The 21084-nt window shown below is 68.6% G+C and carries 25 protein-coding genes; 13 read left to right on the top strand and 12 right to left on the bottom strand.

All coding sequences use genetic code 11. From position 1 onward, the window contains the following. Nucleotide 1: 1 nt before the first annotated feature. Complete coding sequence (glp, locus tag AB0H49_RS11495; protein ID WP_357250133.1) at nucleotides 2–1258, bottom strand: gephyrin-like molybdotransferase Glp; 1257 nt, start codon at nucleotides 1256–1258, stop codon at nucleotides 2–4. A 125-nt stretch (nucleotides 1259–1383) separates the two neighbouring features. After that, nucleotides 1384–2340: a UTP--glucose-1-phosphate uridylyltransferase gene (locus AB0H49_RS11490; protein ID WP_067784322.1), complete on the bottom strand. Its 957-nt coding sequence runs from the start codon at nucleotides 2338–2340 to the stop codon at nucleotides 1384–1386. Nucleotides 2341–2419: 79 nt separating this feature from the next. Here AB0H49_RS11490 and AB0H49_RS11485 point away from each other — a divergent pair, with 79 nt between their 5' ends. The 3 genes from AB0H49_RS11485 (at nucleotide 2420) to AB0H49_RS11475 (ending at nucleotide 4143) form a co-directional block, all read left to right on the top strand. Then, the gene (locus tag AB0H49_RS11485) at nucleotides 2420–3025 is read left to right on the top strand and encodes a 5-formyltetrahydrofolate cyclo-ligase (protein ID WP_355002101.1); all 606 of its coding nucleotides are present in this window, start codon (nucleotides 2420–2422) and stop codon (nucleotides 3023–3025) included. A 68-nt stretch (nucleotides 3026–3093) separates the two neighbouring features. Continuing rightward, the gene (locus tag AB0H49_RS11480; RefSeq protein ID WP_355002102.1) at nucleotides 3094–3387 is read left to right on the top strand and encodes an FmdB family zinc ribbon protein; all 294 of its coding nucleotides are present in this window, start codon (nucleotides 3094–3096) and stop codon (nucleotides 3385–3387) included. Between the two features lie 87 nt (nucleotides 3388–3474). Next, complete coding sequence (locus AB0H49_RS11475; RefSeq protein WP_357250128.1) at nucleotides 3475–4143, top strand: SAF domain-containing protein; 669 nt, start codon at nucleotides 3475–3477, stop codon at nucleotides 4141–4143. Nucleotides 4144–5038: 895 nt separating this feature from the next. Here the strand turns inward: AB0H49_RS11475 and AB0H49_RS11470 are convergent. From AB0H49_RS11470 to AB0H49_RS11440, 7 genes are all read right to left on the bottom strand, one after another. After that, a complete protein-coding gene (locus AB0H49_RS11470; RefSeq protein ID WP_357250125.1) occupies nucleotides 5039–5710 on the bottom strand; it encodes an MspA family porin in 672 nt (223 codons plus the stop codon). A gap of 136 nt (nucleotides 5711–5846) precedes the next feature. Continuing rightward, nucleotides 5847–6521, bottom strand: coding sequence for an MspA family porin (locus AB0H49_RS11465; protein WP_357250122.1), 675 nt, complete (start codon nucleotides 6519–6521; stop codon nucleotides 5847–5849). A 508-nt stretch (nucleotides 6522–7029) separates the two neighbouring features. Beyond that, nucleotides 7030–7152 (bottom strand): hypothetical protein, encoded by a 123-nt coding sequence (locus AB0H49_RS11460; protein WP_357250119.1) that lies wholly within the window; start codon nucleotides 7150–7152, stop codon nucleotides 7030–7032. Between the two features lie 65 nt (nucleotides 7153–7217). After that, nucleotides 7218–7712: a MogA/MoaB family molybdenum cofactor biosynthesis protein gene (locus AB0H49_RS11455; RefSeq protein WP_067784792.1), complete on the bottom strand. Its 495-nt coding sequence runs from the start codon at nucleotides 7710–7712 to the stop codon at nucleotides 7218–7220. A gap of 71 nt (nucleotides 7713–7783) precedes the next feature. Continuing rightward, the gene (locus AB0H49_RS11450) at nucleotides 7784–9193 is read right to left on the bottom strand and encodes a trypsin-like peptidase domain-containing protein (protein WP_357250116.1); all 1410 of its coding nucleotides are present in this window, start codon (nucleotides 9191–9193) and stop codon (nucleotides 7784–7786) included. A 72-nt stretch (nucleotides 9194–9265) separates the two neighbouring features. Continuing rightward, nucleotides 9266–10732 (bottom strand): HAMP domain-containing sensor histidine kinase, encoded by a 1467-nt coding sequence (locus tag AB0H49_RS11445; protein ID WP_355002107.1) that lies wholly within the window; start codon nucleotides 10730–10732, stop codon nucleotides 9266–9268. A gap of 11 nt (nucleotides 10733–10743) precedes the next feature. Further along, a complete protein-coding gene (locus AB0H49_RS11440; protein WP_067784307.1) occupies nucleotides 10744–11430 on the bottom strand; it encodes a response regulator transcription factor in 687 nt (228 codons plus the stop codon). A gap of 355 nt (nucleotides 11431–11785) precedes the next feature. On the opposite strand from AB0H49_RS11440, the gene AB0H49_RS11435 reads away from it, so the two are divergent. The 6 genes from AB0H49_RS11435 to AB0H49_RS11410 are packed head-to-tail and all read left to right on the top strand — an operon-like array spanning nucleotide 11786 to nucleotide 17662. Next, a complete protein-coding gene (locus AB0H49_RS11435; RefSeq protein WP_355002108.1) occupies nucleotides 11786–14422 on the top strand; it encodes an ATP-binding protein in 2637 nt (878 codons plus the stop codon). Further along, complete coding sequence (locus AB0H49_RS11430; protein ID WP_067784303.1) at nucleotides 14419–14829, top strand: roadblock/LC7 domain-containing protein; 411 nt, start codon at nucleotides 14419–14421, stop codon at nucleotides 14827–14829. Before AB0H49_RS11435 ends, AB0H49_RS11430 begins: the two co-directional genes overlap by 4 nt. 8 nt (nucleotides 14830–14837) lie before the next feature. After that, the gene (locus AB0H49_RS11425) at nucleotides 14838–15212 is read left to right on the top strand and encodes a DUF742 domain-containing protein (RefSeq protein WP_253812816.1); all 375 of its coding nucleotides are present in this window, start codon (nucleotides 14838–14840) and stop codon (nucleotides 15210–15212) included. Between the two features lie 25 nt (nucleotides 15213–15237). Continuing rightward, entirely contained in the window at nucleotides 15238–15822 is a 585-nt protein-coding gene (locus tag AB0H49_RS11420; protein WP_067784299.1) for an ATP/GTP-binding protein, read from the top strand. A gap of 11 nt (nucleotides 15823–15833) precedes the next feature. Continuing rightward, nucleotides 15834–16601, top strand: a complete 768-nt coding sequence (locus tag AB0H49_RS11415) for an MHYT domain-containing protein (RefSeq protein WP_355002109.1) — start codon at nucleotides 15834–15836, stop codon at nucleotides 16599–16601. 41 nt (nucleotides 16602–16642) lie between these two features. Next, on the top strand, nucleotides 16643–17662 hold the full coding sequence (locus AB0H49_RS11410) for a glycoside hydrolase domain-containing protein (protein WP_357250110.1): 1020 nt from the start codon (nucleotides 16643–16645) through the stop codon (nucleotides 17660–17662). A gap of 474 nt (nucleotides 17663–18136) precedes the next feature. On the opposite strand, the gene rpmF is transcribed toward AB0H49_RS11410, so the two are convergent. Genes rpmF through AB0H49_RS11395 form a run of 3 tightly spaced genes read right to left on the bottom strand, consistent with a single transcriptional unit; the run spans nucleotide 18137 to nucleotide 19903 of the window. Continuing rightward, nucleotides 18137–18310, bottom strand: a complete 174-nt coding sequence (gene rpmF / locus AB0H49_RS11405) for a 50S ribosomal protein L32 (protein WP_141808758.1) — start codon at nucleotides 18308–18310, stop codon at nucleotides 18137–18139. A 1-nt stretch (nucleotide 18311) separates the two neighbouring features. Next, nucleotides 18312–18578 carry a type B 50S ribosomal protein L31 gene (locus AB0H49_RS11400; RefSeq protein WP_355002111.1) on the bottom strand — a complete coding sequence of 89 codons (267 nt, stop codon included), beginning with the start codon at nucleotides 18576–18578 and terminating at the stop codon, nucleotides 18312–18314. Beyond that, a complete protein-coding gene (locus AB0H49_RS11395; RefSeq protein WP_357250105.1) occupies nucleotides 18575–19903 on the bottom strand; it encodes a GTP-binding protein in 1329 nt (442 codons plus the stop codon). The genes AB0H49_RS11400 and AB0H49_RS11395 overlap by 4 nt, the downstream gene beginning before the upstream one ends. Nucleotides 19904–20021: 118 nt before the next feature. Between AB0H49_RS11395 and rpmB the strand changes: the two genes are divergently transcribed. From rpmB to rpsR, 4 genes are read left to right on the top strand one after another with little or no spacing between them, the layout of a single operon-like run. Further along, on the top strand, nucleotides 20022–20258 hold the full coding sequence (gene rpmB / locus AB0H49_RS11390; protein ID WP_357250102.1) for a 50S ribosomal protein L28: 237 nt from the start codon (nucleotides 20022–20024) through the stop codon (nucleotides 20256–20258). An 8-nt stretch (nucleotides 20259–20266) separates the two neighbouring features. Further along, a complete protein-coding gene (gene rpmG, locus AB0H49_RS11385) occupies nucleotides 20267–20437 on the top strand; it encodes a 50S ribosomal protein L33 (RefSeq protein WP_067841459.1) in 171 nt (56 codons plus the stop codon). Nucleotide 20438: 1 nt separating this feature from the next. After that, complete coding sequence (gene rpsN / locus AB0H49_RS11380; protein ID WP_355002114.1) at nucleotides 20439–20744, top strand: 30S ribosomal protein S14; 306 nt, start codon at nucleotides 20439–20441, stop codon at nucleotides 20742–20744. Nucleotides 20745–20776: 32 nt separating this feature from the next. Next, on the top strand, nucleotides 20777–21031 hold the full coding sequence (gene rpsR, locus AB0H49_RS11375; protein ID WP_011211513.1) for a 30S ribosomal protein S18: 255 nt from the start codon (nucleotides 20777–20779) through the stop codon (nucleotides 21029–21031). Nucleotides 21032–21084 lie beyond the last annotated feature (53 nt).

The raw sequence follows: 21084 nt of genomic DNA, 5'->3' as shown, positions 1-21084 counted from the left end.
TTCAGCCGCGCTGGGAGAGAAAGGCGACCTGCACCTCGTCACCGGTCCTGACCTCGGTGTCCTCCGGGTCGATGATGATCAGGCTGTTCGCCTCGGCCATGGTGGCCAGCAGATGTGAGGAACCGGCGCCGCCGCCGAGGGGCTGCACCAGGTAGTCGCCGGTGGCTTCGTCGCGCATGAGCTGGGCGCGCAGAAAGCCTTTGCGCCCGACCATCGAACTGATGGGGGTGATGGTTCTGGCCCGGATGATGCGGCGCATCGGATGTCTGCGGCCCAGCGCGATCCGGATCAGCGGACGCACCATCACCTCGAAGACCACCAGCGAGCCAACGGGATTCGACGGCAGCAGGAAGGTCGGCACCTCGTCGCGCCCGAGCCTGCCGAAACCCTGCACCGAACCGGGATGCATGGCGACACGGTCGATTTCGAGATCGCCGAGCCCCTCCAGCGCCTCGCGCACCTGCTCGGAGGCCCAGCCGCCGACCGCGCCCGCGATGACGACGACCTCCGAACGCACCAGCTGACCCTCGACGACATCGCGCAGCCGACGCGGATCCGCGCTGACGATGCCGACGCGATTCACGTCCGCGCCCGCGTCCCTGGCGGCCGCGGCCAGCGCGTAGGAGTTGACGTCGTAGACCTGGCCGGGGCCGGGCGTGCGATCGATGTCGATCAGCTCGCCGCCGACCGAGATCACCGACAGCCGCGGCCGCGGATGCACGAGCACCTTGTCCTGGCCCACCGCGGCGAGCAGACCCACTTGAGCGGGACCGATGATGGTGCCCGCGCGCACCGCGACATCGCCCGGCTGCACGTCGTCGCCGATGCGCCGCACGTAATCGCCGGAGCGGACGGGCTCGTAGACCTTGATCCTGGCCCGGCCGCCGTCGGTGAAGTCCAGCGGAAGCACGGCGTCGGCGAGCGTCGGCAGCGGAGCGCCGGTGTCGACGCGCACCGTCTGGCGCGGCTGCAACCGGATCGGCTGCCGGGAACCCGCGACCACCTCGCCGACCACCGGCAACGTCAGATCGACCAGTTCGCCGTCCTCGTCGCGGATATCGGACCCGGCGGCGGCCACGTCGACGCTGCGCACCGCGTAACCGTCGATGGCCGCCTGGTCGAAACCGGGCAGCGGCCGCTCGGTGACCACGTCCTCGGCGCACAGCAGGCCCTGGGCCTCGGAGATCGCGACCCGGACCGGCCGGGGCGCGACCGCCGCCGCGGTCACCTTGATCTGCTGATCCTCAACCGAGCGCATCCAGCCCTTCCTGATCTACTCCGCACATCGAACCGATTCCGCCGCACGCGCTTCGGACGCAACCGCGTTCGGTGAACCATCATTCGTACCCGACGGTCCAGTGTCGACGAAAGCCGAGCTTTCGCTCAGTCGTCCGTCGTCAGCTGCGGATCCCAGTCCGGACCGAGCCGGTGCTGCAGCCACTCCCGCAGGGCGGGGCCGTATTCCTCTCGTTCCAAAGCGAAATCGACCGCAGCACGAAGATAACCGCCCGGGTTGCCCAAATCGTGGCGCGACCCACGGTGCACGACGACGTGAACCGGGTGTCCCTCGTCGATCAGCAGCGCGATGGCGTCGGTGAGTTGCAGCTCACCTCCGGCGCCCGGCTCGATCCGCCGCAGCGCGTCGAAGATGGCCCGGTCCAACAGGTATCGGCCCGCGGCCGCGAAGGTCGACGGCGCGTCCGCGAGCGCGGGCTTCTCCACCATTCCGTTGACTCGCAACACGTTCGGGTTGGTCGCGTCGGGCACCGGCGCGACGTCGAAGACGCCGTAGGCGCTGACCTGGTCCTTCGGCACATCGATGGCGCACAGCACGCTGCCGCCGCGCTTGCGCCGGACGCGGCTCATCACGTCGAGCACGCCGCAGGGCAGCACCAAGTCGTCCGGGAGCAGGACCGCGATCGCGTCCTCGTCGTCGTCGAGCGCCTGCTCGGCCTGCGCCACCGCGTGACCGAGGCCGAGGGGCTCCTCCTGCACCACCGAGGTGACGTCCAGCAGGGCGGGCGCCTTGCGCACCTTCTCCAGCAACTGGAATTTGCCGCGCTCGGCGAGGGTGCTCTCCAGCACCAGGTCCTCGACGAAGTGGGCGACGACACCATCCTTGCCCGGCGAGGTCACGATCACGAGCCGGTTCGCGCCGGAATCGGCGGCCTCGCTCGCGACCAGCTCGATGCCCGGTGTGTCGACCACCGGCAGCAACTCCTTGGGCACCGTCTTGGTCGCGGGCAGGAAACGGGTCCCGAGCCCGGCCGCGGGCACGACTGCCGTGCGGAAACACGACGTCGGCGCACCATCCGCGGACTGTCCTGCCTGTGCTGTCATACGCATACCCTATCCATCCATCACACCGCCCGACCGCCGTCGCGGCGACCTGGCACCCGGTGAGCTTATGGTGATCCCCATGGAGATGCCCGGCGAGCGGGACAAACATGCATGGCGTGGCGAAATTCTCGCCCGGCGGGCGGCGGTGCCCGCGGACGAGCGTGAGCGGGAGGCGCTGGCGCTGGCCGAAGCGATCGGCAAGTTCGAGACACCGCTGGTGTCCGAATGGGTGTGCGCCTACGTGCCGGTACGCGACGAGCCCGGGTCGATGGCCCAATTGGAAGCGCTGCGAGAGTCCGGGGCGCGCATACTCCTGCCGCTCACCGGCGATTCGGGACCGTTGAACTGGTCCGAGTACACGGGCCCCGCCGACCTGCGCCGGGCCAGGTACGGGCTGCGGGAGCCGAGTGGGCCCCCGCTGGGCGTCGAGGCCGTCGCGCTGGCCGAGCTGATCCTGATTCCCGCGCTCGCGGTGGACCGGCGCGGCGTCCGGCTGGGGCGCGGAGCCGGGCACTACGACCGCACGTTGGGCGCCGCGCGGCCGGGCGCCCGGCTGGTCGCGGTGGTGCGCGACGACGAATTCGTGGACCGGCTGCCGGAAGAACCACACGACCTGCGGATGGGCTGGGTGCTCACGCCGCGCGGTGGATTGCGGCAACTCGGCGGCGATCGGGTCGCGGAATGAAGGACCGATTGGCGGCGTTGGCACTGTCGACTGTAGAGTGCTAGTCGACGAACCCTGCGGAGGATCCTGTGCCAACTTATTCATACGCGTGCACCCAGTGTGACAACCGCTTCGACATCGTGCAGTCCTTCACCGACGACGCACTGACGGTCTGCGAGAACTGCTCCGGGAAGCTGCGCAAGCTGTTCAACTCGGTCGGCATCGTGTTCAAGGGCAGTGGTTTCTACCGCACCGACAGCCGCGGCGGCGCGTCCACCGCGAGCGAGCCCGCGAAGTCCGACAGCGGCTCCAGTTCGTCGAGTTCCGATTCGAGCTCGTCGAGCAGCTCGAGCTCGACCACCAGCACAGCCGTCGCCAGCTGATTTCCCGGCTTATCCACAGCCTCTCGCCCATCCACAGATCGCCTTTCGGTGACCGGCGCGGTGTGATCCTGGCCATAGGATCCGGCCATGACTCGCGCACTCGCCGATCTCGGTCGCGGCAGCCCGCTGCGCTTCGCGCTGTGGAATCGGCCGCCTTGGCTCGATGGACTGCTCGCCCGCCGTGTCTTCGCGGCGGCTCTGACGCTCCTGGCCGTGTTTCTCTTCGCGCGCGGGAATCCGAGCGCGGAGCGGGCGGAGGTCGTCGTCGCCGGGCGTGATCTACCGCCCGGCAAGGTGCTCGAATCGGGGGATCTGAGATTTGTGCCGCGCGAATCCGGCACGCTCCCCGTCGGTGCGGTGCGCGACCCCGCGAGGCTGCTCGGCGCCACATCGACCGGCGCGATGCGAGCCGGTGAGGTGTTCACCGATCTGCGGGTGATCGGTCCGCGCTTGGCCGAGGTGGCAGCGGGCGCACGTGACGCGCGAATAGTTCCGATCCGGCTGGCGGACACGGCGGTGGCGGAGATCCTTCGGCCGGGTGACCGCGTCGACGTGATCGGCGGCGACGAGCAGCAAGGACTCGGCGCCCGACCGGCTCGCACGCTGGCCAGCGACGCCGCCGTGGTCTTGGTCTCCCAGCCCGGCGAGCGGCGGGGCGCGGGGGACCGGGTGGTGCTGGTCGCCATGGATTCGGAACACGCCACGGTGGTCGCCGCCGCTTCGCTGCACACCGCACTCACGGTCGTCTTCCATTGACGCCCGGCTCCCCGTATTTCGTGACACGGGCTTCGGCGGGTTGCCGAAGCGCCGGAACCACTGCTCGGTGGTCAGGTCGGCGATATCGCCTTGGTTCGCCGAACATTAACCAACTAGGTCGAAAAACATCGCCTGATACCCGGCACGGCAAGCTTCTCCGAGGGCGACCCCCAGCTCCGCCGAAGAGGAGAAACCGGTAATACTCGAGGGGTCGAGCGATTTGTTCTCTGCACAAACATCGTCTACCTGGCAATTTCGACAGCAATCGGCACCGCTTTCGTCGCGCTCGCCACCGAGACCACCAACGGAATCAACGATTCGCTATTCGCCGTTCTCGACGGAAGTCAGGAACCCGGCGCGGTTTCTACTTGATTGCCGACAAGCCATATGCGTTCAGATCGATACGTCGTCACCACGCCCATGGAGTTTCGCTATTACCGAAACGGCGCTGAATTCCATGCTGGAACTGGCCGCCGCGAAGATGAAAGCGTTTCGGCGGCCACAGGGAAGAGATACTGCGATACCGCGATTCTGGCGCAGATCCGCGACCCGCTAGCAGAGGGCCGCATGAGCGCGGGCGGCGCGCGCCGAAACGAACGGGAAGCGGGCTCCGGAGCTGCGGCCCCGGGAAGCCCGCTTCCGCCGGCCGTCCGGTTTGTCCCCTCCGAACGACAGATCCAGCCTAACGCGAGCGAACACTCGGCATTAACCAGCATGTCACTCGGCGTTCCACCGATGATCATGTTCGGCCCTCGGAGGCCGCCCACAGGGACGAAAACGGGCCCGTCGCCGAAACGACGGGCCCGTTCATTCGAGACGTCAGGCGTACTCGAGAGATCGGCGCAGCCGGACGAATTCCGCCGACGACCAACACGTGGCCGCGGCGGAGGGTGCATCAGCCGAGGCTGAAGGGCTGACCCCACAGCGTCACCCAGGTGACGACGTTGTCGGTCTCGACCTCCACGCTGACGAAGGCGCGGGCCTGCGCGTAGCCACCGCAGCCCGCGAGGCCGATGGTGGAGTCGGACCAGGTGACCGAGCCGTTGCTGCCCTTGAACTTGTTGCGCTTCTTGTGCGCCTCGTTGCCGAAGTCGTCGGCCTCCTCGATGTCGAGGATGTAGAACGAGGTCGCCTGGCCGGGGCCGAGCGACAGGTTGCCGCCGCTGCTCGCGCCGATGCTCGGGCTCTCACCCTGCCAGTCGCTACCGGCCTCGACGCCGCCCTCGGCGCCGCCGCCCGCGATGTTCACCTGGCAGCCGACGGTGTAGCCCGGGAAGATCTTGCCGCCGGCTTCCGAACCGGTGCCGGACAGCTCGACCTGAGCGGAGCCGGAGACCCACGCGTTGCGGTGCACCGGGGTGGAACCCATGGACGGGCTGATGAGCGCGGATTCGCCGACCAGGCGGACGGTCACCACGGTGCCGTCGGACAGGTGCTTGACGATCTCGCCGCCCGGCAGCGGAACGAAGGTATCGGCGTTGGCGGCGCCGGTGGAGAACAGGCCCATGGCGATGGTGGCGGCGGCACCGACACCGGCCATCCGCGCCACGTTCTTACGGTTGATCATTTCGTTGTACCCCTCGAGGGTTGATTCGCTTGAGCGAGAAGATTTTTCGTGTTCGATCGACGGCGGCCCCAGGCACGTCTCGGTCACTCGCGCGACCGCTTCCGGCCCGAGCACGCCGCTGGGGACTCGACAGACGTCAGCCGATGCTGAACGGCGCTCCGTAGAGGGTGGTCTTCGAGTAGTGGTCACCGATGATCTCGACCACGGTGTAGGCGCGCGCCTGGGCGTAGCCGGCGCAGCCCTGGATCTCGATCTCGGCGTCCTGGTACTCGACCGAGTACACACCCGGCTTCAGGATGTCCTTGTAGTCGATCTGCACGAACTTCACTTCGCCCGGGCCGAGGTTGAGGCCGATGGAGCCGCCCATGCTGAAACCATCGAGGTTGACGCCGCCGGAGACGCCCGCGGAGATGGCGTCGTCCGCGATGCTGACCTGGCAGCCGACGATGTAGCCGGTGCTCAGCTGGGACGCGCCGTGCGTCGAGGAGTTGTTGCTGCCCGGGCCGCCGGCGGGGCCGTTGTTCGGGCCGACTTCACCCTCGGGGGTGACGGTCACATCGGCGGTGGCGTTGCCCGAGACCCAGACGACGCGACCGGCGCCGTTGGCGGCAAGGGACGGCGAAATCAGGGCGCGCTCACCCGTGCGGGTGATCGTCACGCCATGACCGACCTTCTGACCGTCCGGCAACGGCACGAAGGTGTCGGCATTGGCAGCACCGGTCGACAGCAGGCCCATGGCAACGGCCGCGGCGGCGCCGACGCCCGCGACGCGGGCACCGCGACGCAGACCGTTGGTGCGGTTCTCGCTCATACTTCCCCTCATCAGGTTCAAACAGTCAACCTCGACCATCGAGGCTGGACAGTGGTCCTCTCAGGCCCAGCTCAGTTTGTCGCCCCTTTGTTGCCGGTATGTAACCGGCTGTTATTTCGGCGCAACGCCCTCACTGGCAACGGAACCGAGCCTTGTTCCGCCGGATCGACGACGTACGTGCCGTATCCGGACCCGCGGGGACCTTCGTTTGGGTGGCCCGTGGCGAAGATTAAACCGTCGGTAACTGCCTGGCAACGTAAAGAATTGTAAAGATCAATGTGATGTAGATCATAGGTGCCCACATGCCAATATCGCTTGACGTGCATAAATGCAGGCGGGAATCCCGCGCATTCGCGGAAACGATCGGCTCGAGTCGCAACGAGGCCATCGGCTGTGTACGAGACAAGGCCGTAATCGATGGCGCAGATCACAGCGCGTTATAGAAAACGGTGAGGAGGTAACGGACCCATATCGCCCGAAAGTACGTACTTAAATAGTAGGAATTAGCTCAACCGTGGTGCGGAGGCACCTGGGAGCGCAACCAGTCGTCGCCGGAGCGGCGATCGTCCGGGTCGTCACCGCGTTCGTCGCGGGTGGTGTCCGGCAGGGTGTCGCCGAAGATCCGCGCCAAACGCGCGGCGTCCCTCGCCCGGCGCGCGGCGGAGCGAGGGACGTCGGAAGAGTCGGCGGCCGGAATTATTCGGCCAATCCGGACAGTTCGCCGATCACTTTGCTGGCGAGCGGCGAGAGGGTTGCCATACCGTCGCGGATGGCGGAGCGGGTGCCCGGCAGGTTCACGACCAGGGTGCTGCCCGAGATGCCCGCCAGACCGCGCGAGAGACCCGCGTCCAGGGAGCCCGCGACTCGGCCGGAGGAGCGCAGGGCCTCGCTGATCCCGGGCAGTTCCCGGTCCAGCACCTGTGAAGTCGCCTCGGGGGTCACATCACGCGGCGACATCCCCGTGCCGCCGACCGAGATGACCAGGTCGACGCCGCCGATCACCGCCGTGTTCAGCGCGTTGCGGATCTCCACCTCGTCGGCCTGCACCGACACCGACGCGTCCACGAGGAAACCCGCCTCGGTGAGCAGCTCGGTGACCAGCGGCCCGAGCGAGTCCACACCTCCATGCGCCGTTCGATCGTCGACGACCACCACCAGTGCACGCCCCGCCACAGGAGCATCGATTTCCATGGTGCTCACCGTAGCGCCTGTGCCGAGCAACCCGGCGGCGGCGCTGGACAATTCCGCGTCACCGAGCCGCCTCACCGGCCACCGTCCGCGGGTGCGCCGGTGAGGGTGACCTCGACGGTCTTGGGGTTGTTGCCTTGTTCGTCGGTATAGGTGACTTTCACCTTGTCTCCCGGTTGGTGTGAGCGGACGGCGGCGATGAGCGCTTCGCCGGAATCGATGGGCCGATCGTCCAGCTTGGTGATGACGGCGCCCGCCGGAATGCCAGCCTTGGCGGCGGGGCCGTCCGGGGTGGCCTCCAGCACCAGCGCGACGCTGTCCTGCGGCCGCAGCTTGATGCCGATCTGGGCGTAGGTGGCGTGGCCGTTCTTGATCAGTTCGTCGGCGACCCTGCGGGCCTGGTCCACGGGGATGGCGAAGCCGAGACCGATCGAACCGCTCTGCTGGCCGCCGAGCTCGCCGACACCGAGGCTGGCGATGGCGGTGTTGATACCGATCAGCTTGCCGCTCGCGTCGACCAGCGCGCCGCCCGAGTTGCCCGGATTGATGGCGGCGTCGGTCTGGATCGCATCGATCACCGGCTGCGGGGCGTTCGGGTTCTGGCCGCCCTCGCCGCTGGTCGACACCGGACGGTTCAGCGCGGACACGATGCCGGTGGTGACGGTGCCCGCCAAGCCAAGCGGCGAGCCGATGGCGATCACCGGCTGGCCCACCTGCAGATTCGACGAGCTGCCCAGTTCGATCGGAGTCAGGCCGCTCTTGCCCTGCACCTTGATGACCGCCAGGTCCGAGACCGGGTCGGCGCCGACCAGCGTGGCGGGCGCGCTGCTCCCGTCGGAGAACATGACCTCCATCTTCGCGCCGGCGCCCCCGCCCGCGGCCACGTGATTGTTGGTCAGGATCAGGCCGTCGGAGGAGAGCACGACGCCGGAACCCTCGCCCTGCGCGCGGTTGCTCGCCACTTTGATCATCACGACGCTCGGCAGCACCTTCTGCGCCACCGCCTGGGTCGAACCCGCCGGGGCGTTGGACGCGTTTCCGACATTCGGCTTCGGGGCGTCGAGCGCGTTGGTCACCGAGGCTCTGCCGTCGTCGGACCGCGTGGCCAGCGCACCGACCGCACCGCCGACGCCGCCGCTGAAGAGCGCCAATGCCACCGCGCCCGCGACAAGACCAGCACTGAACGAGCGCTTGGGGGGCTGCGGGGGCTGTGCGCCGAAGGCCGCGCCGGGCACGGTGTACGGGGGCGGCGGCCCGCCGGGAGCGCCGAAGCCCGGACCCGGTTCGGGGAACGGTTGCGTCTGATAGTGCTGCTGCGGCTGATGGTGCGCCGCGCCGGGCGCGGCCCATGCCGCGTGCTCGGCATGGCCCGCGGCCGGGAACTGCTCGGCATGGCCCGCGACCGGGAACTGCTCGGTCGGCCGGGGACCGGAGGCGTCCGCCTTTCCCGGTTCCACGTTTCGGTTCTGGAAATCCTCCGTCATGGCTTCTCGCTTCTCCTCACGTCTGCCGACCAGCGTGCCGACGACGGCTTAGAGCCGACTGAGACCGTGCTTTCAGTTCTCCGAGATCTGCTGAGTCGACGCGGGACCGTCACCCTCACCAGGTAACACGATACGGATCAGCGCGCCGCCGCGGTCGGACGTATCGATCGTTATCGTGCCGCCGTGCTTGGTCACCACCTGCTTGACGATGGCCAGTCCGAGCCCCGAGCCGGGCATCGAGCGGGACGCGGTGGTCCGGTAGAACCGCTCGAACACCAGCTCCCGTTCGTCCGAGGGGATGCCCGGGCCCGCGTCGTCCACCGCGAGTTCCAGCAGACCCCGTCCGGCCTCGCGCATGGTGACCAGCACCTGGGCGCCCGCCGGACTCCACTTGGCGGCGTTGTCGAGCACGTTCAGCACGGCCCGCTCCAGTCCCGCCTCGTGGCCGTAGACGAACCACGGCCGCAGTTCGGCGACGAACTCGATGGCGCCGCGGCGACGCCTCGCGCGCTCCAGCGCCCGTTCGGTCACCTCGCCGAGATCGATCCGGTCGTAGACGGTCTCCGGCGCGTCTTCGCGCGCCAGGTCGACCAGGTCGCCGACGAGGGTGGACAGCTCTTCGATCTGGGCCATCACGTCCTGGCGCAGCTCGGCCATGTCCTCCTCGGGAATGGCGGGCGCGCCCGGCCTGCTCGAGGCGATGAGCAGCTCCATGTTGGTGCGCAACGAGGTCAGCGGCGTGCGCAGCTCGTGCCCGGCGTCGGCGACCAGACGCCGCTGGCGATCGCGTGATTCGGCGAGCGCCCGCAGCATCGTGTTGAAACTGTCGGTGAGCCGGGCCAATTCGTCGTCGCCGGTGACCGGGATGGGCGTGAGGTCGTCGGTGCGCGCGACGCGCTCGGTCGCGGCCGTCAGCCTGGCGATGGGTCTCAGGCCCGTGCGGCCCACCGCGGTGCCCGCGGCGGCGGCGAGCACGACGCCGCAGCCGCCGACCACGAACAACAGCCAGGCCAGCCGGTCGAGCACCTCGCGGGTCGGCTCCAGCCGCTGTGAGATGACCAGCGTCGCACCGGAATTCGTGCGCACCGCGAGCACGCGCTGATTGCTCACCGTGCGCAGCGAGGAGTTCAGCTTGCCGTCGGCGACGGCGAACTCCTGCTCGCCCACCGGCGGAATCGTCTGCTGCGGCGGCATATAGGGCTTGTGGTCGGCGAAGATCAGCGCGACGCCGACGTCGTTGGAGAACAGACCCGCCAGGATGATCGACTGAAAGCCCATGCTCTCGAAGTTGTTGTCGATCATCGTCGACGCGCGCGCCCGCAACTGCGAGTCGACGTCGGCGTAGAGGGCCCGCGCCACCATCGCGTAGGCGGCGATGGAGGTGAAGGCGACCGCGATGGCCACCACCGACGCGGCGAGCAGGGTGACCCGCCAGCGCAGCGACACCGAGCGGGTCAGCGGCATCGGCGGCCGCATCTCGGTCGAGTCGGGCTGGCCGAGGGTCGCGATGACGGGTCGCCGTGGAACGCTTCGTGCCATTGTCGCGCGGCCTAGGGTGGGGTTTCGCGCAGGACGTAACCGACGCCGCGCACGGTGTGGATGAGCCGCGGTTCGCCCTCGGCCTCGGTCTTGCGGCGCAGGTAGCCAATGTAGACCTCGAGCGCGTTGCCGGAGGTCGGGAAATCGTAGCCCCACACCTCTTCCAGGATCCGGCTGCGGGTGAGCACCCGACGCGGGTTGGCCATCAGCATTTCCAGCAGCGAGAACTCGGTGCGGGTCAGGCTGATCGAGCGGGAGCCGCGGGAGACCTCGCGGGTCACCGGGTCCAGCGACAGATCGGCGAACAGCATCGCCTCGGAGGTATCGCCCTGCTCGGGCGCGCGGCGGCGCAGCAGAGCGCGCAACCGGGCCAGCAATTCCTCGAGCGCGAATGGTTTCGGCAGATAATCGTCGGCTCCGGCATCCAGTCCGGCAACCCTTTCGGAAACCGAATCGCGCGCCGTCAAAACCAGAATCGGAAGATCATCACCGGTGCTGCGCAGCCGTCGGCAAACTTCGAGCCCGTCCAATCTCGGCATCATCACGTCCAGCACGAGTGCGTCCGGCCGTTGGACGGTCGCTTTCTCCAAGGCGTCCACACCATCCACCGCGAGATCGACCGAGTAGCCGTTGAAGGTCAGCGACCGACGCAGCGATTCACGGACGGCGCGATCGTCGTCGACTACCAGAATGCGCATGCCACCAGTTTGACCGCACCGACTGAGAGTCGACTGAGAGGCCATGCCCGACACGCCGCGAACGGGGCCGGTCGGGTGACGCAGCGGAGCACCACCGATGACCTGGGGCTTTCACCGGCGTGCGCGGATTTCGGTCGTTGCGAGTCTCGCAATGGGACCGAAACTTGTTCTGCGTAGCCATATTAGAGAATTATCGCGCCGAGTCCCCCAGATTGCCGTTACCCACTCAGCACGGTATGTTCCCAGCGGTAAAAACAAGACCTCGAGTTGGTTCTCAGCGGGTTGGTCCCATACTTATGTGAAACAGCCACTAGCCATCCGGGGAACCCGCGCGGAGTGGAGGCGACGGAAGCGGATGGATGCAGCACCGCGTTCCCGGCAATTCAGGCTGTCGAACTGGTCCGTCACCCGCAAGGTCGGGATCGTGCTACTGCTGCCGGTGGTGCTCGCCTCGACGTTCGCGGTATTGCGAATCAACGACGAGTTGAACACGATCGGCGACCTCGACGCGGCGACCGACCAGGCCAGGATCATCCGGCCGATGCTCGGTTTCGCCTCGGCCACCGAACAACTCGCCGTCACGACGGCGACGACCTGGGAGAACCAGACGTCCGACGCCGACCTGGACCGCATCGCGGGCCGGTTCGATCAGGCGGCCGCCGATCTCCAGACGGCACTGCGCTCGACGGGAGCGCCGACGGAAGTCTCCAACGAGCTCGACGCGGCGCTGACCGCGGGCCGCGCGATGCGCAACGGCCTGCGCAACAGTTCGCCGGTGGCGATCGGCCAGCAGGCCGACGAGGTCGCCGCCCGCATCGGCAACGCGATCGCGCGCTCGACCTCGCTGGAGGAGATCACCATCCAGCGCTACTTCCTGCAGCTCGGTGTGACCACCAACGCGCGCAGGCTGCACACCCAGCAGTACCTGCTGATCGGTTCGCCGGGCGCGGACCGCAACCCGGCCGTGCGCCCGACGGTCTTGATCACCGCGGGTGGTGAGCTGGTGTTGCTGAGCCAGTTCGCCCAGCTGCAACCGTCTTCGGCGCTCAACGCCAGCGTGTTGATCGACGCGGTGAACGTCCGCCTCGGCGCCTTCAGCCAGAACCTCGGCGACCCAGCGGGCAGCCAGCCGGTCATCGACTCGCTGCGCACCAGTGCCACCGCCTACGACCAGACGACGCTGAACCTGGTCGACACCATCGACGCGCGACTGGCCGACCGGACCGCCGAAGTCCGCGGCATCGTGTTGCGCGATATCGCGATCGTGGTCGCGACGCTGCTCGCCGGTCTGGCCCTCGCGCTCGCGGTCGCCCGCTCGCTCGTCGTCCCGATTCGCCGCCTGCGCCACGGCGCGCTCCAGGTCGCGCACGTCGACCTGCCCAACGAGCTCGAGGTCGTGCGTTCCGGCAACGCGACACCGGAGCCGACCCGAGTCGACGTGCACACCACCGAGGAGATCGGCCAGCTGGCCCGCGCCGTCGACGACATCCACAACGCCGCGCTCCACCTCGCCGCCGAGCAGGCCCGTCTGCGCCTGCAGATCGGCAGCATGTTCGAGACCCTTTCGCGCCGCAGCCAGTCGCTCGTCGAGCAGCAGCTGACGCTGATCGAGGAACTCGAACACGACGAGGACGACTCCGAGCGCCTGCAGAGCCTGTTCCGCCTCGACCACCTCGCCACCCGCATGCGCCGAAACGGCGACAACCTGCTGGTGCTCGCGGGCACCGCGCTGCGCCGCGGCCACCTGCCGCCCGTTCCGCTCTCGGACATGCTGTGGAGCGCGGTCTCCCAGGTCGAGGACTACCAGCGCGTCGAGATCGGCAGCGCGCCCGACGGCATCGTGCCCGGTGAGCCCGCCGTCGACGTCGAGCACCTGCTCGCCGAGCTCATCGACAACGCACTGCGCTACTCGCCGCCCACCACCCCGGTGGCGGTCTCGGTGGCCCGCGCGGTGGACGGCGGCTACCTGATCGAGATCATCGACCGCGGTCTCGGCATGTCCGCCGAGGACCTGCAGACGGTCAACGAGCACCTCGCCTCCGGTGGTGAGGTCACCGTCGAAACCGCGCGCCGCATGGGTCTTTTCGTGGTCGGCCGACTCGCCAAGCGGCACAACATCACGGTCAACCTGCGCCGGACCTCGGCGATGGCGCAGCAGCCAGGCATCACCGCGAGCGTGCACCTGCCCGGCACCCTGGTCTCGCCGGTGCCGATCAGCGACAAGGCGCCGCAGCTCACCGCGCCGCAGCCGCTGGAAAGCGCGCCCGAACCCACGGCCGCGCCGCCGCGCATGCTGGTCCCGGTGCCGAGTCTGGCATTGCCCGAGCACACTTCCTCGTTCGAGATGAGCAGCACCGGCCTGCCGCAGCGGCGTCCGGCGATCCGGGTCGCCACCCCGGCCGACCGCCGCCCGTCGGTGATCGATGCCGAGACCACCGATCCCGGCCGCGGCGGCCCGCTGCCGATCCGGACGCGCAACGAGAACGGCGCGCCGCGACCGGTGGAGTCGCTCGCGCTGCCCGCGCCGGCGGGCGAACCCGCCGAGCCCGCGCAGGTCGACGTGTGGGCCGAGACCGCCGTCTACGAGGTGCCCGAGCCCGCGGCCGTCGCGAACGCCGCCCAGGCCACGGTCACCGGGCTGCGTCCGGTGAACCCGGAATCCCCGACGCCGATCTACCAGCGCATGGTCTCGGAGTGGCTGGTCGAACCCGCCTCCGCCGGATCCGAGAACGAAGGCGGCGCTTGGTCGTCCCCCGCCGACGTCGGCTGGGCCGCCGCCGCGGAGGCGAGCAACCCGACCACCTCCGGCCGCACCTCCGGCGGCCTGCCCATTCGGCAGCCGGGCGCGCAGCTGGTCCCCGGCGGTTTGGCGCCGGCCAACGAATCCAACACGCGGAATCCTGATGAGATCCGCAACAGCTTGACCAGGCATCTCAGCGGGGTCCGCAGCGGGCGGGCCGACGCCCAGTACAACGACGGAGGGCTTGCATGACCGACAAACCAGGCAACACCACAGACGAGAATCTGAACTGGCTGGTCACCCGTTTCACTCGGGACGTGCCGGGTGTCACCCACGCGGTGCTGGTGTCGGCCGACGGCCTGCTGCAGGCGACCAGCCCGCACCTGCCCGCCGATCGCGCCGAGCAGCTCGCGGCGGTCACCGCGGGCCTGGCGAGCCTGTCCAGCGGCGCCGCCCAGTTGTTCAACGGCGGCAAGGTGATGCAGTCGATCGTCGACATGCAGCGCGGCTACCTGCTGGTGATGACGGTCGGCAACGGCTCGCATCTGGCGGTGCTCGCCAACAAGACGCACGACATCGGCCGGATCGGTTATGAGATGGCGCTGCTCGTCGATCGTGTCGGTTCGGTGGTCCAAGCCACCGCCCGGACGGCCGTGTAGAGCGTGCGATGTCCAACCCAACCGGCGGGGGGCCGGGCATACCACCCACCCGCGTTCGTCCCTACGCCCTGACCTCGGGGCGTACCGAACCCGCGGTCGACCTTCCCCTGGAGGCGGTCATCGAGACCATCTCCTACACTGCACATTTCGAATGGCCGGTCGGCGATATCCGGACCGATATCGTGCGGCTGGGCACCGCACGTCTGTCGGTCGCTGAGATATCGGCTCAGCTACAACGGCCGCTCGGCCTGGTCCGAGTCGTGATCGGCGATCTCGTCGTCGCCGGGACGCTGCGCGTGCATTCGACCCTGAGCGACCAGGCGAGCTACGACGAGCGCCGGACCCTGATGGAGAGGACTTTGCGTGGACTCCGCGCCCTATAACTCCCAGCCGTACGGCTCGGCATCCATGGACAATCGCACCGCGTCGACGAAAATCGTTGTCGCAGGGGGTTTCGGCGCGGGCAAGACCACCTTCGTCGGCGCGGTGTCGGAAATCGTCCCGCTGCGCACCGAAGCCATGGTGACCGGCTTCTCCGACGGCATCGACGACCTGGCCGCGACGCCGGGCAAGGAGACCACAACGGTCGCCATGGATTTCGGCCGCATCGTGTTGCCGGGGAACCTGACGCTGTACCTGTTCGGCACGCCGGGCCAGCGCCGGTTCTGGTTCATGTGGGACGACCTGATCCGCGGCGCGATCGGCGCGGTGGTGCTGGTGGACACCCGCCGCATCGAGGACAGCTTCGCCGCCGTCGACTTCTTCGAGGCACGCGGACTGCCGTTCCTGGTGGCGGTCAACCGTTTTCCGGACGCACCGCGGTTCCCGGTGGCCGAACTGCGTGAGGCGCTATCGGTGCGGTCGGGGGTGCCGATCGTCGACATCGACGCGCGCAACGCGATGGAAGTGCGCCAATCCCTGGCCGCTGTCACGGAATACGCGATCCAGCGGCTCGCGGCGCAGCAGCACGAGCAGCCCGTCGGACAGGTGTGAGGGTCGCTGTCTTGTCCTACTTCTCCATGGGTTATTGGGTCCTAGGACTGTCGATCCTGGTGGCGATGGCGGGCGCGCTGATCGGTCTGATCTGCATCCGCCAGTCGACCAAATCGGTGACGTCCAAGTTCCGGCTGGTCTGGCTGGCCTCGGCGGCGGTCTCTATCGGCGGAATCGGCACCTGGCTGGCGGTTTTCGTCACGATGCTCGGCGTCACGCCCTCGGGCGACGCGCTGATCCGCTACGACGTCGCCCGGCTCACCGGAGCGGCGGTGCTCGCGGTGCTTTCGGTCTTCGGTGGACTGATGGTGCTCGGGCGGACGCTGCAGCTGTCCCGCCTGCTCGCCGCGGGCGTGCTGATGGGCACCGGACTGAGCCTGATGCTCGCCTTGGGGATGAGCGCCGTGCAGGTGCGCGGCGACATCGAGTACGGACTGTGGCAGGTGATCGTCTCCGGCCTGCTCGGCGTCGTGATCTCGCTCGGCACACTGTGGTTCGTGCTGCGCTCGTGGCCGACGATCGCCGTCGTCGGCGCCTCGGCGCTGTTCGGATGCGCCGTCGTCGGCATGCACTACCTGCGGATGGCCGGACTGGAGTTGCGGATCAATCCGCGCGCGGCGCTCCCGACCGGTGAAGACCTGTTCTCCTTCCTGGTGCCGATGTTCGTCATCGGCATGCTCTCGCTGGCCGTGCCGATCACCGCGGTTCTCGTCGCTCCCGATCGACGCACACCGTCCACGCCGCCCGCACCGGCGCGGCGGCCCGAGTTCACGCGCTGAACCCCGGCGAACCGCACCGTCCACGTCTTACAGTGGGAGACATGCGGTTCGGCCTGGACTACGCCGGTGGACGGCCGGGCGGCGCCGCTATCCGGGCGGCGGGTTTCGATTTCGTGGTGCGGTATCTGACGCCCGGCGGTCCGAGTCTGCCCGGCAAGCTGCTCACCCCGGCGGAGGCCGACGACCTTCGGGCGCACGGCATCTCCATCGTCTCCAACTGGGAGACCACCGCCGCCCGCATGCTGGACGGCTACAACGCGGGCATCGTCGACGCGCGCGCCGGTCTCGCGCAGGTACTGCGCTGCGGCGGTCGCCCCGACCGGCCCGTCTACTTCTCGGCGGATTTCGACGCCACTCCACAAGACCAGGTGCCGATCAACGCGTACCTGGACGGCGCGGCCACGGTGCTCGGCGACGCGAATGTCGGTATCTACGGCGGGTATTGGTCGGTGAGCCGGGCGCTGGACGCGGGCAGCGCGGCCTGGGTGTGGCAGACCGACGCGTGGTCGGGCGGCAATGTGGAGACCCGCCGCAACATTCATCAGACGCTGCGCCAGATCCGGGTCAACGGCGTGCTCTGCGACGTGAACGTGGCCGAGACAGCGGATTTCGGCCAGTGGGATTTCGGACAGGAGGAGCCGGACATGACGCCGGAGCAGGACGCGGTGCTGCGCGACATCCAAACCCAGTTGCGCGGCCCCGGTCTCGCGGGGTGGCCGCAGCTGGGCACGGACGCCGAGGGACGGCACCTGACGCTGGTGGACGGGTTGGCCGCGGCGTTGCGTCGCATCGACGCGCTGGAGGGCGACACCGAGGCACTGCGCGCCCAGATCGGCGAACTGCGTACGGAGATCAGCGAACTGGAGGCCACCACCGCCGATCTGGTCGAGCAGGTGCGGCAGCTGGAGGGGCACCGCTGGCCCTGGCCGCTCTCCTTGATCGAGGGGCCCGCGGAGTTGATCGGCGCTCAGCTCGCGCGATTGGAGTCCCTGCTGCCGGATTTGCCCGGATTGCCGGGACATTCGGAGGCGGAATCCGAATCGCGAAACGGGAAGCCGTAAGCGCGCGAAACAGGTTTCGCGAGAGTGCTTTACGGGAGAATGCCGAAGTTTGGCGATGAGCGGGTTCTTCCGAGAAACCGGAAGAACCCGCCCTCTCGGATGAGGGTACCGGCGCGTGAGCACGAAATCATCACTGCACGGAGACTTTTAAGGCCGCTAAAAACAAACTTTGGGTATGCATTTCATCGTCCAGTTACCTTGCCGCACGCGATAATTCAGGAATAGCCGCATGTGACGCAGAGCACATCGGGTAGCTGATCAGTTGCCGCAGTATCACGATCGCAACGAACCGTCCGGTCCGCCACCGCAGCCTATGGGCACCAATCCGCCTGGCGCGTTCGGCACACTGGCGGCCATGGGGCGGGTTGCGGCCGACCTGGCCGGCAAGCAGGGCTGACTTCCACTCTGCGGCACGACAACGCGTAGGGCCCGGCGGTGGATCCGCCGGGCCCTACGCGTTCGACCGGAGCTGGATCAGAGGCGGTCCAGGTCGATCAGTCCGCGGCGCACAGCCTGCACCAGGCGGCGCGGCACCTGATGCACCACTCCCCCGACGGTCACCGGCACCAGCGCGGGCGGGGCCGCCTTCCACTGGGCGCGACGGCTGCGCGTATTGGACCGCGACATCCTCCGCTTGGGCACCGCCATCTCAGGCCTCCTGTCCGGCGCGCACGCGCCTGCCGTACTTGCGCTCGAACTTCTCGACCCGGCCCTGGGTGTCCAGCACGCGGTGCGCGCCGGTCCAGAACGGGTGCGAGTCGGCGGTCACGTCGACCACCAGCAGCGGATACGTGTTGCCGTCTTCCCACTCGACGGTCCGCGCGCTGGTGGCGGTGGACCTGGTGAGGAACCGCTTGCCGGTGCTCGAGTCCTCGACCACCACCGGGTGGTAGTCCGGGTGGATACCTGTCTTCACTTTCCTTCTCCTCTCCGACTTTTCGGTTCCGCGACCTCGTCGACCAGCTCGCCCGCGTCCTCGCACGGGTCGGCGTGCCAGTCGCCGAACGGGTCGTCCCACAGCGCGACGCGCTCGGGCGCGCGCTCGACCAGTCGCAGTTCGTCGTCCTCGACCAGCGCCCAGTGCAGGGCCCGGCGAATCTCGCCGGGATCGGCGTCGTGCGCGAGGATCACCAGTGAGACGTCCCGATCACCGAAGCGGTCGTCCCAGCGCAGCGCGGCGAGCGCCCGCCGAGTCGGATCCGCCTGTGCCAGTTCGTCTTCGCTCATCGCGGCGAGCCAGCGCCCCGCGCCGCCGACGCGCAGCCCGCCACCCGCCGACTCCAGCCACACCACCTCGTCGGGCTGGGTGGCCAGCCAGAGCCTGCCGCGCGCGGTGACCACACCTTCGAAGAGCACGTCGAGCGCGTCGTGCAACCTGCCGGGATGGAAGGGCCTGCTCGCGGCGAACTCGATCAGGCTCACGCCGTGCTCGGCGACCAGCGGCGGCTGCCCGCGCAGCAGCGGTGCGTGCGCGTCGAAGATCCGGCCGCGCCGCGACTGCGCCGGAATCCGGGCGAGCAGGGCTTCGATGTCGGTGGCGGCGACGGCGTCCAGGTCGTCGATCCAGGCGACAGGCGCGTCCGGCACCAGGCGGGTCAGCACCGCGCCGAGCCTGCTCTGCTCCACGGCGTCGAGCGCGGGGCCGATGGCCAGCACCGCATCGGCGAAATCGACTTGGCCGACGGCGACCTGCGCGACGGTGCGGTCGTCGTCCGCGGCCGCGAGCCCGCGCTCGGCGAGCGTCTCGTCGCCGGTGGCGTCGTTCAGCCACTCCTGGTTGTCCAGGCAGGTCAGCACCGCCTCGACGCGCACGTCGCGCCCGGCGGGGCCGTCCACCCGGCCGACGACTCCGGTGACCACGACATCACCGATGGCCTGGCACACGGCCTCGGCCTCGAAGGCCGGATCGAGCGCGAGGACGATGCGCCGCACCGATTCCCGCGCGGCCAACGTGCACAGCAGCGGAAGCAGGTCGGCCCGCAACGTACAGGAGACGCAGCCGTGCGCCAGCTCGAGCACGGCGGTCTTGGCGTCCGTCGCGGTGCGCACCGTGCGGCGCACGACGCCCTCGCGCAGCTCGCTCAGCTCGTGGCGCACGACGACGGTGCCATCGCCGCCGAGCAGCGCGTCGGCGACACGGTCGACGCCCGCTGCCGCGCGTCCGGGCAGACCGGCGACCAGCACGACCGGCGTCCGGCGATCGGGCTCGGGCGGGAGCAGGGCGGGATCAGGCACAACCACCAGAACCCCTTTCGATAACGATTTTCATTTACCGGAGGGCAACGGTACAGTGTCGGACAGCCGTTGTCGAAAATGATTGTCATCTCGCTCTACTTACCCCCGAATGGAGGGAGCCCACATGTCGGCCCACTGCCAGGTCACCGGCCGCAAGCCGGGGTTCGGCAAGTCCGTGTCGCACTCGCACAAGCGGACCAGCCGCCGTTGGAACCCCAACATCCAGCGCAAGACCTACTACCTGCCCAGCGAGGACCGCCGCGTCACGCTGAACGTCTCGGCCAAGGGCATCAAGACCATCGATCGGGACGGGATCGAGGCCGTGATTTCCCGCATCCGCGCCCGCGGCGAGAAGATCTAGGAGCTCTCATGGCATCGAAGTCCACCGACATCCGCCCGATCGTCAAGCTGAAGTCCACCGCGGGCACCGGCTACACCTACGTCACCCGCAAGAACCGGCGCAACGACCCGGACCGCCTGGTGCTGAAGAAGTACGACCCGGTGGTGCGCAAGCACGTCGACTTCCGCGAGGAGCGCTGACGTGGCGAAGAAGTCGAAGATCGCGCGCAACGAGCAGCGCAAGGCCGTCGTCGCCCGCTACGCGGCCCGCCGCGCCGAACTGAAGGAACTCGTCCGCAAGCCGGCCACGTCGGACGCCGACCGGGCCGCCGCGCAGGCCGCCCTGCAGCGCCTGCCGCGAGATGCCAGTCCGGTACGATTGCGCAACCGGGACGCCGCGGACGGACGTCCGCGGGGTCACCTCCGGAAGTTCGGTCTCTCCCGTGTGCGTGTGCGCGAGATGGCCCACCGGGGAGAGCTGCCCGGTGTGCACAAATCGAGCTGGTAAGAACCACCGATCCCGTAGAAGGAACCCCTGATATGGCAGTCAAGCGAGCACCGTCGAAGAAGGTCCGCGCGGAACAGGCCCGCCGCCCCAAGAAGAACCCGCTGATCGCCGCGGGGATCGAGACGGTGGACTACAAGGATGTGAACCTGCTGCGCACGTTCATCTCCGATCGCGGCAAGATTCGCAGCAGGCGCGTTACCGGGCTCACCCCGCAGCAGCAACGTCAGGTCGCCGTCGCGGTGAAGAACGCCCGCGAGATGGCCCTGCTGCCGTTCACCAGCCGGTAGCGCGAGCCCTTCCGCTCTCGACGGCGGGGGTTCGGGTGTGTGACACACCCGAA

Origin of the sequence: Nocardia sp. NPDC050713, assembly GCF_040654315.1 — a bacterium.
Classification (GTDB): domain Bacteria; phylum Actinomycetota; class Actinomycetes; order Mycobacteriales; family Mycobacteriaceae; genus Nocardia.
This window is presented reverse-complemented; position numbering and strand designations above follow the sequence as displayed.